This window comes from Bacillus suaedaesalsae, from assembly GCF_016890225.1.
Classification (GTDB): Bacteria; Bacillota; Bacilli; order Bacillales; family SA4; genus Bacillus_BS; species Bacillus_BS suaedaesalsae.
The window spans coordinates 140,527-156,782 of the sequence record NZ_JAFELM010000036.1 but is presented as its reverse complement, the minus strand read 5'-3'; the positions used below and the strand labels follow the sequence as shown (position 1 = coordinate 156,782).

Annotated in this window: 17 protein-coding genes and 1 tRNA gene; 13 read left to right on the top strand and 5 right to left on the bottom strand. The window is 36.8% G+C overall.

The genetic code is table 11. The annotated features are described in order from the left end of the window. Nucleotides 1–3: 3 nt before the first annotated feature. From rapZ to JR050_RS15160, 4 genes are read left to right on the top strand one after another with little or no spacing between them, the layout of a single operon-like run. Entirely contained in the window at nucleotides 4–894 is an 891-nt protein-coding gene (gene rapZ, locus JR050_RS15175) for an RNase adapter RapZ (protein ID WP_204204363.1), read from the top strand. Further along, on the top strand, nucleotides 894–1,889 hold the full coding sequence (locus tag JR050_RS15170; protein ID WP_204204362.1) for a gluconeogenesis factor YvcK family protein: 996 nt from the start codon (nucleotides 894–896) through the stop codon (nucleotides 1,887–1,889). The genes rapZ and JR050_RS15170 overlap by 1 nt, the downstream gene beginning before the upstream one ends. 48 nt (nucleotides 1,890–1,937) lie before the next feature. Next, nucleotides 1,938–2,882 (top strand): DNA-binding protein WhiA, encoded by a 945-nt coding sequence (gene whiA / locus JR050_RS15165; protein WP_204204361.1) that lies wholly within the window; start codon nucleotides 1,938–1,940, stop codon nucleotides 2,880–2,882. 15 nt (nucleotides 2,883–2,897) lie between these two features. Further along, on the top strand, nucleotides 2,898–3,155 hold the full coding sequence (locus tag JR050_RS15160; RefSeq protein ID WP_204204360.1) for an HPr family phosphocarrier protein: 258 nt from the start codon (nucleotides 2,898–2,900) through the stop codon (nucleotides 3,153–3,155). A gap of 194 nt (nucleotides 3,156–3,349) precedes the next feature. Here JR050_RS15160 and clpP read toward each other — a convergent pair whose 3' ends face one another. Beyond that, nucleotides 3,350–3,937, bottom strand: a complete 588-nt coding sequence (gene clpP / locus JR050_RS15155; RefSeq protein ID WP_204204359.1) for an ATP-dependent Clp endopeptidase proteolytic subunit ClpP — start codon at nucleotides 3,935–3,937, stop codon at nucleotides 3,350–3,352. Between the two features lie 350 nt (nucleotides 3,938–4,287). Between clpP and JR050_RS15150 the strand changes: the two genes are divergently transcribed. The 4 genes from JR050_RS15150 to JR050_RS15135 all read left to right on the top strand — a co-directional run bounded on the left by JR050_RS15150 (nucleotide 4,288) and on the right by JR050_RS15135 (nucleotide 8,879). After that, the gene (locus tag JR050_RS15150) at nucleotides 4,288–4,809 is read left to right on the top strand and encodes a DUF1572 family protein (protein ID WP_204204358.1); all 522 of its coding nucleotides are present in this window, start codon (nucleotides 4,288–4,290) and stop codon (nucleotides 4,807–4,809) included. An 83-nt stretch (nucleotides 4,810–4,892) separates the two neighbouring features. Next, the gene (locus tag JR050_RS15145) at nucleotides 4,893–5,492 is read left to right on the top strand and encodes a TetR/AcrR family transcriptional regulator (protein WP_204204357.1); all 600 of its coding nucleotides are present in this window, start codon (nucleotides 4,893–4,895) and stop codon (nucleotides 5,490–5,492) included. 132 nt (nucleotides 5,493–5,624) lie between these two features. Next, nucleotides 5,625–8,672: an efflux RND transporter permease subunit gene (locus JR050_RS15140; RefSeq protein ID WP_204204356.1), complete on the top strand. Its 3,048-nt coding sequence runs from the start codon at nucleotides 5,625–5,627 to the stop codon at nucleotides 8,670–8,672. Between the two features lie 131 nt (nucleotides 8,673–8,803). Beyond that, a tRNA-Arg gene (locus tag JR050_RS15135) sits at nucleotides 8,804–8,879 on the top strand. A gap of 56 nt (nucleotides 8,880–8,935) precedes the next feature. On the opposite strand, the gene JR050_RS15130 is transcribed toward JR050_RS15135, so the two are convergent. The 4 genes from JR050_RS15130 to yvfG all read right to left on the bottom strand — a co-directional run bounded on the left by JR050_RS15130 (nucleotide 8,936) and on the right by yvfG (nucleotide 10,999). Next, nucleotides 8,936–9,586: an N-acetylmuramoyl-L-alanine amidase gene (locus tag JR050_RS15130; RefSeq protein ID WP_204204355.1), complete on the bottom strand. Its 651-nt coding sequence runs from the start codon at nucleotides 9,584–9,586 to the stop codon at nucleotides 8,936–8,938. A gap of 336 nt (nucleotides 9,587–9,922) precedes the next feature. After that, nucleotides 9,923–10,384, bottom strand: a complete 462-nt coding sequence (locus JR050_RS15125; protein ID WP_204204354.1) for an SRPBCC family protein — start codon at nucleotides 10,382–10,384, stop codon at nucleotides 9,923–9,925. Between the two features lie 45 nt (nucleotides 10,385–10,429). Beyond that, nucleotides 10,430–10,723, bottom strand: coding sequence for a DUF3817 domain-containing protein (locus JR050_RS15120; RefSeq protein WP_204204353.1), 294 nt, complete (start codon nucleotides 10,721–10,723; stop codon nucleotides 10,430–10,432). A gap of 57 nt (nucleotides 10,724–10,780) precedes the next feature. Next, the gene (yvfG, locus tag JR050_RS15115; RefSeq protein WP_204204352.1) at nucleotides 10,781–10,999 is read right to left on the bottom strand and encodes a protein YvfG; all 219 of its coding nucleotides are present in this window, start codon (nucleotides 10,997–10,999) and stop codon (nucleotides 10,781–10,783) included. Nucleotides 11,000–11,079: 80 nt separating this feature from the next. Here yvfG and rpoN point away from each other — a divergent pair, with 80 nt between their 5' ends. From rpoN to JR050_RS15090, 5 genes are all read left to right on the top strand, one after another. Then, complete coding sequence (gene rpoN / locus JR050_RS15110) at nucleotides 11,080–12,363, top strand: RNA polymerase factor sigma-54 (RefSeq protein ID WP_204204351.1); 1,284 nt, start codon at nucleotides 11,080–11,082, stop codon at nucleotides 12,361–12,363. A gap of 9 nt (nucleotides 12,364–12,372) precedes the next feature. Beyond that, the gene (locus tag JR050_RS15105; protein ID WP_204204350.1) at nucleotides 12,373–12,630 is read left to right on the top strand and encodes a glutaredoxin family protein; all 258 of its coding nucleotides are present in this window, start codon (nucleotides 12,373–12,375) and stop codon (nucleotides 12,628–12,630) included. Nucleotides 12,631–12,766: 136 nt separating this feature from the next. Then, nucleotides 12,767–13,804, top strand: coding sequence for a sugar-binding transcriptional regulator (locus JR050_RS15100; protein WP_204204349.1), 1,038 nt, complete (start codon nucleotides 12,767–12,769; stop codon nucleotides 13,802–13,804). A gap of 28 nt (nucleotides 13,805–13,832) precedes the next feature. Beyond that, entirely contained in the window at nucleotides 13,833–14,840 is a 1,008-nt protein-coding gene (gene gap / locus JR050_RS15095; protein ID WP_204204348.1) for a type I glyceraldehyde-3-phosphate dehydrogenase, read from the top strand. A gap of 215 nt (nucleotides 14,841–15,055) precedes the next feature. Continuing rightward, nucleotides 15,056–16,240, top strand: coding sequence for a phosphoglycerate kinase (locus JR050_RS15090; protein WP_204204347.1), 1,185 nt, complete (start codon nucleotides 15,056–15,058; stop codon nucleotides 16,238–16,240). Nucleotides 16,241–16,256 lie beyond the last annotated feature (16 nt).

The following is a 16,256-nucleotide window of genomic DNA, read 5'->3' as shown; positions in this document are numbered from 1 at the left end:
TTTATGAGTACTGGGGCTGTACAAGATGTACAAATGGTCATAATTACGGGAATGTCTGGTGCCGGAAAAACGGTTGCCATCCAAAGCTTAGAAGATTTAGGTTATTTCTGTGTTGATAACTTACCTCCAACACTACTACCAAAATTTTTAGAGTTAATGAAGGAATCCGGCAGTAAAATGAACAAAGTAGCGCTCGTCATGGACTTGCGTGGACGTGACTTTTTTGAAAGCTTACTAGAAGCGCTTGATGATATATCTGAAAAATCTTGGATAACACCGCAAATCTTATTTTTAGATGCAAAGGATGCCGCACTTGTTACACGTTACAAAGAAACAAGACGTTCACATCCATTAGCTCCAAATGAGTCTCCGCTTAAGGGAATTGGGTTAGAACGAGAGTTGTTAGAAGAATTAAAGGGCCGTGCTCAAATTATTTTAGATACGTCAGATCTAAAACCACGTGAACTAAGAGAAAAAATTTCTTCTCAATTTGCTGCTCATAGTAAGCAAGTTTTCACAGTAAATGTCTTATCATTTGGCTTTAAATACGGAATCCCAATTGATGCTGATTTAGTATTTGATGTACGCTTCCTACCAAATCCTCACTACATTGATCATATGAGACCACAAACAGGCTTAGATGAAGAAGTTTCAACGTATGTATTGAAATGGAACGAAACGAACAAATTCCTAGAAAAAGTAATCGACTTATTAACGTTCATGCTGCCACATTATAAAAGAGAAGGAAAAAGCCAGCTCGTCATTGCAATTGGATGTACAGGTGGACAGCACAGATCTGTAGCACTTACTGAAAAAATCGGACACCATTTTGAAGAAGATTACAAAACTCATATCTCGCATCGTGATATTGAAAGGAGAAAGGAACGTCGCTGATGGTCAATCCAAAATTACCTCGTATTGTCATCATTGGAGGTGGAACAGGTTTACCTGTCTTACTTCGTGGGCTAAAGGAATATCCTGTGCACTTATCGGCGATTGTTACGGTAGCTGATGATGGCGGGAGTTCGGGGCGCCTTCGTGATGAATTAGATATTCCTCCTCCTGGTGATATTCGCAATGTTCTAGCTGCTTTATCTGATGTGGAGCCACTTGTTGTGGAACTGTTTCAACACCGTTTTACAACAGGAAATGGGCTTTCAGGTCATGCATTAGGTAATCTTCTCTTAGCAGCACTTACTGATATTACGGGTGACTTCATGCATGCCATCCGAGAAATGAGTAAGGTTCTAAATGTAAAAGGAAAAGTTCTTCCTGCTGCGAACCGAAGTGTTGTTCTTCATGCAGAAATGGAAGATGGCACAATTGTTTCGGGTGAGTCAAAAATTCCCTATCACGGAAGTAAAATCAAACGTGTATTTTTAACTCCTGAAAAAATTGAGCCATTATATGAAACTATTCGGGAAATTAGGCGTGCAGACTTAATCATTATTGGACCGGGAAGCTTATATACAAGTATTTTGCCAAACCTACTAGTACCGAAAATTGGCGAAGAAATCGTGAAAGCCAAAGGTAGGAAAGTATACATTTGTAATGTCATGACACAGGCAGGAGAAACATTAAACTATTCAGCTAGTGACCATGTTGAAGCACTCTATCGTCATATGGGCAGTTCTTTTATCGATACAATTCTTGTGAACGATGAGGAAGTTCCTCATTCTGTCCAAGATAAGTACGCAAAAGAACTAGCAAAACCAGTTATTTATGACATTAACAAACTTACTGCTTTAGGTTTAGAGATTATTCATGATAAAATAATTCAATACAACGAAGATGTCATTCGCCATGATACAAATAAAGTGGCATCACTTCTGTACAAAATTTTAAAAGATTATGAAGAAATTAAAGAATGGAAGCGTACTACGACATAATACAACCGTTTGCAATGGCTGTAGTACTTGTATTCAGGGGGTGAAGAATTGTCATTCGCATCAGAAACGAAAAAAGAACTGACAAATCTTCAAGTGAAGGATTGTTGCGGAAAGGCTGAATTAGCTGCTCTAATTAGAATGAATGGATCCATTTCCTTCTCCAATAGACAGCTTTCTCTAGATATACAAACAGAAAATGCCGCCATCGCAAGGCGTATTTATACACTTCTGAAAAAGAGCTACGATGTCCCAGTTGAGCTATTAGTCCGAAAGAAAATGAGGCTTAAGAAGAACAACGTCTATATCGTTCGCTTATCAAAGGAAGCACGTATGATATTAGAAGATCTTCATATTCTGCAAAATGGCTTTGACTTTATCCGTGAGATTGCTTCTACTCTTGTAAAGAAAAAATGCTGTAAGCGTTCATACTTACGTGGTGCATTTTTAGCAGGTGGATCGGTTAATAATCCAGAAACGTCTTCCTATCACTTAGAGATTTTTTCATTATATAAAGAGCACAATGACTCACTATGTGAATTGATGAATGAATTTGAGTTGAACAGTAAGACGTTAGAAAGAAAAAAAGGCTACATTACCTACTTAAAAGAAGCAGAAAAAATAACAGAGTTTTTAAATATTATCGGTGCACATCAAGCGTTAATGCGTTTTGAGGACGTTCGAATTGTCCGAGATATGAGAAACTCTGTGAATCGACTAGTAAACTGTGAAACCGCTAACTTAAATAAAACGATCGGTGCTGCAATAAGACAAGTTGAAAACATTAAATTTATTGATCGTACAGTTGGACTACAAATATTACCAGATAAACTTCGAGAAATAGCGCAGCTTCGTGTCAATTATCAAGAGGTAACACTAAAGGAACTAGGGGAAATGGTAACTGGCGGAGTCATAAGTAAATCGGGTATAAATCACCGACTTCGTAAAATAGATGAAATTGCAGACAAATTACGAGCAGGGGAAAGTATAAAATAAGGAGGAACGAAACGTATGGTAGAAAAGAAAGTAGAAGTTAAACTAAAGTCAGGCTTACAAGCCCGTCCAGCGGCGATGTTTGTTCAAGAAGCAAACCGCTTCTCATCTGAAATCTTCTTAGAGAAGGATGAAAAGAAAGTAAATGCAAAAAGTATTATGGGCTTAATGAGCTTAGCTGTTAGCACTGGTTCTGAAGTAACATTATTAGCAGAAGGATCAGACGAAAAGGAAGCAATTGAAGCATTAGCAAAGTTTGTAGGACAGGATATGTAATAGTCAAGAGGACAGCTTGTAAGAGCTGTCCTTTTTTATGGAAATAAGTAAAATATGCATAAATTGGTTATTTTGACGTATAAATGGTACAAAATGACGCATATCTTCTAGTTTTGACGCAAAAAACTTCCGAACCGATGCATAAATCATACCCAAACAAAAAGAGTGAGGAACAATTCCTCACTCTTTACTACTTATTTTAGTGAATTTGTCATGATTTGATCAATTAATCCATACTCTAGCGCCTTTTCAGCCGTCATGAAGTTGTCGCGCTCAGTATCTTTTTCGATCACTTCAATCGGTTGACCAGTACGCTCAGCTAAGATTTCGTTTAACTTAGAACGTAAGAATAAAATACGCTTTGCCGCGATTTCAATTTCAGTCGCTTGACCTTGTGCGCCACCAAGTGGTTGGTGAATCATCACTTCAGCATTAGGTAAGCAGAAACGCTTTCCTTTTTCACCAGCTGCAAGTAAGAATGCACCCATAGAAGCTGCCATACCGATACAAATTGTTGATACCTTTGGCTTGATGAATTGCATCGTGTCATAAATCGCCATACCTGCTGTAATCGATCCACCAGGTGAGTTAATGTAAAGTGAAATATCCTTATCAGGATCTTCTGCAGCTAAGAAAAGAAGCTGAGAAACGATTGAGTTGGCAACATTATCATCGATAGCAGATCCTAACATAATAATTCTGTCCTTTAACAGACGAGAATAAATATCGTACGCTCTTTCACCACGATTTGTTTGTTCAATAACTGTTGGAATTAAATTCATCCATGATTCCTCCTTTTATAGATGAGTTCATATTATGTACCTATCATACAACTTATGGTCAATGAAGGTCAAACGAAACCTCTTTGATTTATAGATATTCAGATTAGAGAAGTAACATACCTTTCATTCCATATTCATCATACCCAAATTTCCATATGTTTAAATCGATAAAAAATTAATTTTATAAAAACAAAGGAAAATTATTCATTAATTGATCAAAGGAATGCCTGAAAAATCAATAACGAAAAACAAATTAAAAAGTAAGACAGAAATAGCATACGAAAGGCTTTATCATTTTATGTTACTATAAGGATTACACTAGGGTAATGGATAGGAATGGAGTTAGGGGGATGAAATTGGCTAACTTTGAAAAGGAATACCTGTCAATTGTTATTGGACAGTTTAGACACTTTAAAGAACGTGCGGAATTGGGGATTGCTCAATTGTCAGAGGAAGAATTACATTGGAAACCAAATGAAGAATCAAATAATATCGCAATATTAATTCAACATATAAGTGGTAATATGCACTCAAGGTGGGTAGATTTATTAACGAGTGACGGTGAAAAATCTTATAGGGACAGAGATCGAGAGTTTGTAGATAAACTCGAATCAAAGTTTCATATTATGGAACAGTGGGAAAGTGGATGGAAGTTACTATTTGAATCGATAGAAAATCTTGAGGAAAATGATTTGAGTAAAACAGTAACTTTAAGAGGACAACCACTAAGTGTTCTTCAGGCAATACAAATAGAAATAGCTCATCTTAGTTACCATTTAGGTCAAATTTTATATATAGGGAAGCAAATTAAGAATACACAGTGGAAAATACTAAGTATACCGAAAAAAAGTGTAAATGCTTCAGCACATTGATGGTTGACGAATGTAACGTTAGGTTATTATAATCTTATCAAGTGATAGGTTTTTTCTTTCACTAACCTGAAAGGGATTTTATAATGGATCAAAATACAAGTCATACACATCAAAAAATCATTAAAGTTGCACATGAGCTATTTATGGATTTAGGCTATCGAGCTGTTTCTACAAGAAGAATTGCAGAGGCATGTGGTATCACACAGCCAACACTATACCACCATTTTGCTAACAAAAAGGCCATTTATTTAGAAGTCCTAAGAACAGAGTTGTTTGAAATGCAAAACGCATTGAATCGAATTATTAAGCGGTTCGGCCATGATATTGAAGAGTGTATCTTTCAGGTCGCGTATTATATTTTACTTAATAAACCATCATCAATGGGACAGATGTTTCATGATATTGAAAAGGAATTAAGCCAGGAACATCAAGCTCTTATCCAAAAGTGGTGGCTAGAATCTTATCAAGATCCAATTGCTTCAATATTTGAAAAAGGAATTAATGAAAAGAATCTCAGAAACCCAACCGAGTTTGGATCTTTTCCCGTTCCTTCAGCCTACCTGCTATTAAGTTTACTATCTTCAAAGAATACAGATTACAAAATGAAAGAGAATATGGCAAAAGAACAAGCAAGGTTTTATACAAATGTTATTCTGTATGGTTTATCACCATCAAAAAAATGACTAACTAAAAAACTTTAACAAACAGAAGTGTTAAAGTTCTTTTTTTGAAAGTAACCTATCAATTGATAGAAGTTGTATATGTTTTGTTTAATTTATATATAATAAATAATTTTGCGGAGGGAAAACAAGAAGATGAACTTTTTAACGAGGTTTAGTTTGAAAAATGCAGTTGCTGTATTCATTATTTCATTTTTATTTGTATTAGGAGGAATCTATTCTTTTTCAAAATTAAAAGTAGACCAATTTCCAGAAATTGAGTTTCCACAAATAACGATTGAAGCAATCTATCCAGGTGCATCACCTGATGATGTGAATGAACAAGTAGTTTCTAAGTTAGAAGAGCAATTAGATTCCATAGAAGGCGTTACAAAAGTATCTAGTTCTGTTTATGATAGCATTGGAATAATTAATCTAGAGTTTCCCTTTGATACAGATTTAGACAAAGTAGAGCAACAAATTAATTCAACTGTAAGTGATGCAGGTCTACCTGAAGAAGCAGAAATCAAGCTAAACCGATTATCCTTCGGTGCTTTTCCGATTTATAATATTTCATTCTTCAGTTCTGATGGAGAAAGCATTGAAGAGTTAATGAATAACAATGTGATTCCTGAACTCAAAAAAATTCAAGGCATTAATAATGTGTCAGTTGCAGGATTAACAGATAGCCTTGTTCAAATTACCGTTGATAAAGAGAAAGCTGAACAAGCGGGTCTTTCCTTAAGTATGATTAAAAATCAAATTAACGATAAGTTCCTTTCATTTCCAGCCGGAGAAATAACTGAAAATGAAGTTCAAATTCCTATTCGTGTTGAAGAAAAGTTAGATTCTATTTCGAAGTTGGAAGAATTAGAACTGGCTCCTGCTTTCGGAGGAGGAGCACCGGCAGCGCAACCTAGTCCTATTCTCTTAAAAGATGTAGCAACCATTAAAGCAGTTACGGAGAAAAGTGAGTTAGCTAGATTTAATCAACAAGAGTCTCTTTCAATGGCGATAACGAAAAAGCAGGATGCGAACACAGTTGAAATTGCTGATAAAGTAATGGACGTTCTTAAGAAATATGACGATCAATTAGACTATGAAATTGGGATTGATTCGGCGAAGGATATTGAAAAATCCGTTAGTACGTTAGTGAAAGAAGGATTACTAGGAGCACTATTTGCTTCCATTGCTGTTTTAGTTTTTTTACGTAATGCAAGAGCTACAATCATTGCCGTTGTATCCATACCACTATCGCTATTAATTGCTGCAATCTTTCTGAAGCAAATGGATATTTCACTAAACATTATGACGTTAGGTGGAATGGCTGTCGCAGTTGGGCGTGTTGTTGATGATAGTATCGTAGTAATCGAGAATATCTTTAGACGTGTACGGAAATCGAATGAAGGCATGTCTGATAAGGTCATTATTGAATCTACAAAGGAAATATTAAAGGCCATTACATCTTCTACATTAACAACTGTAGTCGTATTTCTTCCGATTGGATTTGTTGGCGGAATTACAGGGGAGTTCTTCTTACCTTTTGCGTTAACGATTATTTTCTCTTTATTAGCATCTTTACTTGTTTCGATCACGATCGTACCTATTTTAGCTAAATTCTCATTTAGGCAGGTACCAGCTGAGGAGAAAGAAGGAGCACTTCAAAGATTTTACGGTAGACTGATTGAGAAATCTCTTAATCATAAGCTTATTATTCTACTGATTTCATTTGTCATGTTGGCTGGATCTTTCGCAGTTGTACCTTCATTAGGCTTCACCTTCATTCCGAATGAAGAGTCTAAAATTTTGACGACATCTATTGAGTTGCCTTCATCCTCTTCATTGGAAACCACAAACGAAATATCACTTCTTGTGGAGGAGATGTTTAGTGAACAACAAGAGATAGCAGATGTGACAGCAGCGATAGGATCAAGGGACTTTGCAACTGGTTTACGACTTGAAAACAAAGCAAGTTATTTTTTAAATCTTAAAGATGGTGTGAATGTTGAAAAAACGATTAAAGATTTAGAGAGAAAAATCGAGGACATTGCTGTTCAAGAAAAAAGTAACCTTAAAATTAGTGTTCAAGAGTTGGAAACTGGAGGTCCTCCTTCGAACAACAATGTAGATGTTGATTTATTCTCAAATGATTTAGAAGCATTACAAGAAGCATCTATTATTGTCGAAGAGTATATGAAAAAAAATAATGACCTTAAATATATAACGAACAACTTTAGTGAAAAGCAAAAGCAATTTCTAGTAGATATTGATTCCAAGAAATCAAGTGAATACGGGTTATCAGCATTTCAAATCCTTGGTACTGTCAGTGATCAAACGATGCCAGTGAGTATCGGGACATTAACTTTAGATGACAAAGAGCAATCTGTTCAACTTTCATTTAATGAAAAGCTAGATTCTAAGGATCAGCTTGAAAGCATTACGATATTCTCACAAAAAGGTCCTGTAAAGCTTTCGGACATAGCTGAGGTAAAGGAAATAGAAGCTTTTACTTCCATACAAAAACTCGATACGAAAGTTTACGCACGTGTTTCTGGTCAAGTAAAAGGAAATGATGTGCAGGCTATTTCATCAGAAGTAAAGTCAGGTTTAGAAAAGATTAAATTACCTGAAGGTGTATCGTTAACAAGTGGTGGAGGAAATGACGAAACGGTTGAAATCTTTCAATCACTCGGGATTGCCATCATCGTAGCCATCGGACTCGTGTATTTAACGATGTTAGTGACCTTTGGGAAAGCAAGAATTCCATTCATCATTTTATCATCACTGATTTTTGTACCAATTGGTTCACTCGTTTCATTATTTATTGTAAAAGAGCCTTTATCTGTAAGTGTGATGATCGGATTCCTCATGTTAATTGGAATTGTAACAACTAATGCAATCGTGCTTGTCGATCGCATAGGTCAGAACAGATCTCGTGGACTAACAGTAAGAAGCTCACTCATTGAAGCTGGAAAAACAAGATTGCGTCCTATACTAATGACAGCATTTGCAACGATTGCAGCGTTAATTCCACTTGCAATGACCACTTCATCAGGAACACTAATATCAAAAGGTCTAGCCGTTACCGTAATTGGAGGACTTACATCATCCACATTATTAACGCTAGTGATTGTTCCGGTCGTGTATGAATTATTCTTTATCAAAACATCAAGACAGGAAATGAAAAATAACGTAACAATATAGGGATAGGTAAAGGAGACAATTGTTGATTGTCTCCTTTACTATGATTGGGATGTTGAATACATGTAAAAGTTACTTTTTCGTTTGATAAACAATTCAAAGTGACGTATAATCAGTGTGGTAATCATAATCGTGCGCCCGTAGCTCAGTCGGATAGAGCGGTGGTTTCCGGTACCACGTCTGCCGGGGGTTCGAATCCCTCCGGGCGCGTAAAACAATAGTTATAGCTAGAAAAAAGCCAAGAGCACATGCTCTTGGCTTTTCCCTTAATACCCAATCCTACCCCAATCAAACAAACTCCCCGGGTCTGTCTTCCTCCCCGGAGCATACTCATCATGTCCAATAACATGCCACCTATTTCGAACAATGGAAGGATATTTCTCATACAAGTTATCTAAAATTTGATTAAGTGATTCATATTGAGCATCAGTATATCCAATTGAAGAAGAGTGGATTTTAGAGTAGGTACCTTTTGGGAGTAGTGCATCCATTTCTTGCTCTGTTCCCACCGCCATAAGCTCAATGCCAACCGAAACTTCATTTAAGTTATCTTTATATTTAGGAAAGCCATGAGCATAACCTTTTCCAGCATGGTAGGCTACCCGATTTTCTGGCACGAGGCGATAGATTTCACCGTCTCGATCAATCATATAATGAGCAGACACTCCGTACTCTTTATACACAGAATGAATGTCTTGAAAGGTAAATGGGTTAGTGGGATTTCTTGATACATCACTAATAAAGTGAATGACGGTATGAGTAATGTCGGCTTTACGTGGTCTGGAGTGATGGAATGGTAACAGTTCGTCAGTTGATTCAATCTTGTTTTTAGTTGTAACCGTGACCTCGGCGTGTACACTCGTGCTTCCCATTAATAAGCTACCAATTATAAGATGAATGAATAATACTTTTTTCATAGTAATAATCCCCTGGCTATATCTTTTTACCTATTATTTTACATAACATACTCTTTTTATGATAGAAAAAATAAGAGGCTGAGACATAAGTATTTCAGCCAATGATAAAAACCCAAACTATTAGACAATATCATTCACCTAATAGTTCGGGTCTTTAATTGTTTCTTTCAATAAATTTGTTTGATTTTGCATAGTATTTTAAAAAAACTAGTGTCTGCAGTGCAATGGAACGAACTAGTTCTTCCACTTAACTGATTAATAAATAACAAAGGATACGAAAAAATATAATGGTAGAATAATTTAGATATTATTCGCCTTTGAGGATGAATTATTTAGTTATGCCCCAGCCTCGTTTTGTTCTTCGGCAACTCTCTTAACACGATCAACAAATTGAACAACGATTTTATCACTAGCAAGTAATAGGAAAGCCTTAATAAACCATTTAAGCGGTTTATTCGTTGTTGTGTATTGGAACCACGTTTTATTGTCCTCCAATTTTTTTAGCTCATACCTTGCCGTAATTTCAAACATATTCGCGATAACGAATCCGACCTTTACAATCTTATGATCTGGTTGATTCATATACTCCAGTGTTTTCACTTCATACGTTTGAGTACGATTACGCTCTTTGTACGTTTGTAAGTGGACTGAACCTACTTTGTTTTCTGTTTCTGTTACGAGTTTATTTTCGATTACCTGTGGCATAATTTTTTGCATATCTTCAAGTGAACCGTCAAAAAGCTTCCACACCTGTTCAATTGGTGCATGAATCTCTGTATCTCTCGTCCATTGTTTCATAAAAAAATCCTCCCCTAGTAAAAACGATCCTCCTAGGAAGATCGTTTATTCATTCATTTTCTGTAATCGCTTGTCTAAAATAAACGTTCCGAACGGAATAAGTGATGCAATGACTCCACCTAGACCAAACCAAAACGATTTACGGTATGCAAAAAATACGTGGGCAAGAGCTAGAATGAATAAGACAAAAAACACTCCGTGAAGCATGCCAGTGACAGAAACAGCAATAGGAATGTTTGCCCAATATTTTAACGGCATTGCGATGAAAACTAAGATTAAATAAGACATTCCTTCAATAAATCCGATTATACGTAATCGGCCGATAGGGTTGAGTAGCATAATAACCTCCAGCTTGTTTACTTAGTTACTATTATAAAGCATAGAGGTGTACTCGTGTTAAAATTCTTGTGATTTGATAATCGTGTAGGCTTCGTCCAAATTACGAATGCGGTGGAGAGTTTCTGACGTTGCCGAAAGTTTTTCGTTTATCAGCGTAGATACAATGGAACGATAATAACTGTTCATTGCATCAACGCGATCATTGAATTCTCCATTTAATTCTACATGCTTCCTTAAATTCTCAGCAAAATATTCTACAGAAAATACATCTGTCATGGTGATACCTCCTATCTTTACAAATTCTAGTCATATATGAAAAAGTGATTTTCATGTAAAATAGTAGAGAGGTGATACATATGAAAACAGGTCTCTTGCAGCAACAAGTCACGAAGCTAGCTTTAACGAATGAACTTCGTCAGTCCATCACGTTATTGCAGTATTCTTCCTATGAGCTCTCGCAGTTTATTACCGACTTGTCACTAAGAAATCCATTTGTAAAGATTAATGACAAAGTTTACAAAGCAAAGAGTTTGAATAAGAAGATTGATAAAGAGCTTGTCTCTCATGATCAGCCCTCGTTAGATCACTATGTAAAATCTCAGCTTGACGTTCAAAACCTTGATACGGCATTGAAAAATAAGATCATCTTTTTAGTGAACTCAATAGATGAAGAAGGATACATCCGTGACAGCATGGATGAGTTAAGTGAACTGTCGGGTTACTCTGAATCAGAGCTTCTAGAAGCACTTCACTATATTCAGGCAAAATTAGAACCTGCTGGAATAGGTGCTCAAAGCCTACAGCAATCTTTATCTATCCAACTGCATAGAAAGTTTCCTACTAGTATCATTGCCCACAAGGTAGTAGAACATTACTTTATTCAGTTGGCAGAAAAAAAGTGGGACAAAATTAGCAAGGAGCTTGCAATTACCATTGAAGAAGTACAGCAAGTGTTTCAGTTGCTACAAACATTAAATCCAAGACCAGCTGCAGATTTTAAAAAGGTAGACATTCCATATATTGTTCCTGATGTATTCATTGAACAAGATGAAAATGGCTACAAAGTTTCAATCAATGAGCGTGCTCATCTTGCTTTTACCATTGATGATGAATATTTATCTTTGCAGCAGGAAATTGATGATAAGGAATCACTTGATTACTTAAAAGAAAAATATAATGAAGCAAAATGGGTATATAACAGTATTGAACAACGAAAAAGAACGATGGTGCTCGTTACACAGGCGATCTTACTTCGTCAAAAGGAGTTCTTTCAATACGGCGTTGCTTTTCTAGTGCCGTTAACGTTAAGGGAAATTGCTGCAGATGTTGAATTACACGAATCAACGATTAGTCGTACAGTGAGAGGGAAGTATGTTCAAACGCATGCTGGAACGTTTGAGTTGAAGTATTTTTTTCACTCAAAGATTAAGTCCACTTATAATAAGGAGATATCATCTGTTAGGGTTAAGGAAATAATAAAACAAATGATTACGGGAGAGGAAAAGAAAAAACCGTTATCTGATCAGAAGATTTCAATTCAATTAGAAACAGAGTATAAGCTCAAGGTTTCGAGGAGAACAGTTGCAAAGTATCGCGAGCAACTACGTATCCCTTCTTCATCCTCTAGAAAATTTACGTAGGAGAACCATATGAATACAGTAAAAATTAACTTCTATACAAAAATTGATTGTCCACTTTGTGATAAAGGCAAAGCTGTCGTACAGGAACTAGCAAATGAGTTTCCTGTCGAATTAATCGAGTGGGATATTTATAAAGATGATGAACTACTAGAGTTATATCAGGTCATGATTCCGGTCGTTGAAATTGATGAAGAAGTCATCTCTTACGGGATTTTAGATAAAAATTTAATAAGAAAGCGTTTACTTGAGAAAACGGGCGTTTCTTGAGTTGAATAAGGAATTTATTCCTGTTACAATGAATGTGTACCGGGGGTAAATTTTTTTGGTGTAGGTGGGACACAATACGTCATATAGGGACGATTTAGGTCCCAAGTAAAAAATTCACCTCGAAAAGGAGTTGAAGATGAAAACTCTAATTGATATTCAAAAAAAATTATTACCTGATTTACTCACAGTTATGCAGAAGCGGTATCGAATTCTTCAGTATATTCGGCTGAATGAGCCTATTGGAAGAAGGTCACTCTCGGTAGCCTTAGACATAACAGAACGAGTATTGCGCAGTGAAGTAGACTTTCTTAAGGAACAAGAACTTATTGTAATGAATTCTGCTGGTATGGCTTTAACCGACGACGGATATCAAGTTCTCTTTGAACTAGAGGAAATGATGAAGGAAGTTGCAGGTATTAGTGTATTAGAGAAGAAGTTACAGGAGAAATTACAAATTAAGAATGTCATCATTGTTCCAGGTAATAGTGATTACTCTCCATTTGCTAAGCAAGAAATGGGTCGAGCAGCCGCGGTTTGCTTGAAGAGTTACCTTGAAGATGAAGCGATAGTAGCTGTAACGGGTGGCACAACGATTGCAGCTGTTGCTGAAATGATTACTCCTGATGCAAGATTCAAAAATGTTGTTTTCGTCCCTGCACGCGGTGGTCTTGATGAAAAAATGGAAAATCAAGCAAATACGATTTGTGCGAAAATGGCCGAAAAGGCATTGGGAACATATCGATTACTGTATGTTCCGGATCAAGTAGGTGAGGAAGCCTATCAATCCATCATTGCTGAACCAACAGTGAGTGAAGTGCTAAACCACATCAAGTCAGCAAGTATTGTTGTACATGGTATTGGAGATGCTAAAACGATGGCTGAACGGCGTCGAACTGCTCCAGAGAATTTGAAAAAAATTCTTGAAGGAGAAGCAGTAGCAGAAGCATTTGGATACTACTTTAATTCAGACGGAGAAGTTGTACATAAAGTCAAAACAATAGGGATACAACTCGACGATTTAAAGAATGCTAAATGTGTTATCGCTGTTGCTGGAGGTGCGTCGAAGGCTAAGGCAATTCAAGCCTTTATGAAAAAAGGTCAGGATACGATTTTAATTACTGACGAAAGTGCCGCAAATGAGTTAGTTAAGGGGCTATCCCTAACGAATAAATGATGTTTTTGAACTTAAGGAGGAACTAATAATGACAGTTAAAATTGGTATTAATGGTTTTGGACGTATTGGACGTAATGTATTTCGTGCAGCTTTAAATAACGCTAACGTAGAAGTAGTGGCAGTTAACGACTTAACTGATGCTCACACATTAGCTCACCTATTAAAATATGACACAGTTCATGGTGTTTTAAATGCTGACGTAACAGTTGGTGAAAATGCTTTAATCGTAAACGGTAAAGAAATTAAAGTATTGGCAGAACGTGATCCTGCACAATTAGGTTGGGGAGGTCTTGGTGTTGATATCGTAGTTGAATCCACAGGACGTTTCACAAACCGCGAAGATGCAGCGAAGCACCTTGAAGCTGGAGCGAAAAAGGTAATTATCTCTGCACCTGCATCTAACGAAGATATTACTGTAGTTATGGGTGTTAACGAATATCAGTATGATGCTGCAAACCATCATGTAATCTCTAACGCTTCTTGTACAACTAACTGTTTAGCGCCATTTGCTAAAGTGATTAATGATAACTTTGGAATTAAAAAAGGTATGATGACAACTGTTCACTCATACACAAACGACCAACAAATTTTAGATTTACCACATAAAGACCTGCGCCGTGCTCGTGCAGCTGCTGAAAACATCATTCCAACATCAACTGGTGCAGCAAAAGCAGTATCATTAGTTTTACCAGAACTTAAAGGTAAGTTAAACGGTATGGCAATGCGTGTACCGACACCAAACGTATCGTTAGTTGACTTAGTCGTTGAGCTTGAAAAAGACGTAACTGCTGAAGAAATTAATGGTGCTTTAAAAGCTGCAGCTGAAGGAAACTTGAAAGGAATCCTTCAATACAGTGAAGAGCCGTTAGTATCAAGTGACTACAATGGTGATCCACATTCCTCAACAATTGATGCTTTATCAACAATGGTATTAGAAGGTAACTTAGTGAAAGTTATATCTTGGTACGATAATGAATCTGGTTACTCTCACCGTGTGATTGACCTAGCAGAATATATTGTAAAACAAGGACTATAATTAGTAGATAAACTTTCGTACAACGTCTATAATAATGAATGGAAAGATTTGGGGAGATGGGCTAACACCTACTCCCCTTCTAGATGTTAGTACAGCATTATCTCTCGCTGGATCATACATAATTTAAATCAACACCAAGCTTAGGGGGATAAAAAGAGAAGGTTCTTACCAAACTATGAATTATTCTCTTATTTACTAAAGGAGGGTCCTGTGTAATGAACAAGAAGACAGTTCGTGATGTGGATGTTAAAGGAAAAAGAGTATTTTGTCGTGTAGATTTTAATGTTCCCATGCAGGATGGAGAAGTTACAGATGACACGAGAATTCGCGCTGCACTTCCAACCATTCAGTATTTATCAGAACAAGGGGCAAAAGTTATCTTAGCTTCCCACCTTGGTCGTCCAAAAGGGGCAGTTGTGGAAGAACTACGTTTAGATGCTGTTGCTAAACGTTTGAGCGATCTTTTAGGTAATCCTGTCGCAAAGGTTGATGAGGCTTATGGAGAAGATGCAGAACTGGGTATCTCTAAGTTGAACGAAGGCGACGTTCTCTTACTTGAAAATGTTCGTTTTTATCCAGGCGAAGAGAAAAACGATGCAGAACTTTCAAAAGAATTTGCAAAGCTAGCGGATGTTTATGTGAACGATGCGTTCGGAGCAGCACACCGCGCACATGCTTCTACAGCAGGAATTGCAGATCACATTCCAGCAGTTGCAGGATTCTTAATGGAAAAAGAACTGGATGTACTAGGTAAAGCTTTATCGAACCCTGAACGCCCATTTACAGCCATTATCGGCGGCGCGAAGGTAAAAGATAAAATTGGTGTGATTGAAAATCTACTAGAAAAAGTAGATAACTTAATTATTGGTGGTGGCTTAGCATACACGTTCGTAAAGGCTTTAGGCCACGAAGTTGGAAAGTCACTTCTTGAAGAAGATAAAATCGACCTTGCTCGCAGCTTTATCGAAAAAGCGAAAGAAAAAGGCGTTAAATTTTACATGCCAGTAGATGCAGTTGTTGCAGATGATTTCTCTAACGATGCAAATACAAAGGTAGTAGATATTGATTCGATTCCAAGCGATTGGGAAGGACTAGACATTGGTCCGAAAACAAGTGAAATATATCGTGATGTTATTCTAGGTTCGAAGCTTGTGATTTGGAATGGACCAATGGGAGTATTTGAATTAGAAGCATTTGCAAATGGTACAAAGGCTGTAGGACAGGCGTTAGCTGATGCGAAAGATACATATACAGTAATTGGTGGGGGAGACTCCGCTGCAGCAGTCGAAAAGTTTGGTGTAGCAGAGCAAATGGACCACATCTCAACAGGTGGCGGTGCTTCACTAGAATTTATGGAAGGTAAAGTATTACCGGGAGTTCATGTATTAAACGATAAATAGTACAAGGGAAGGTGTC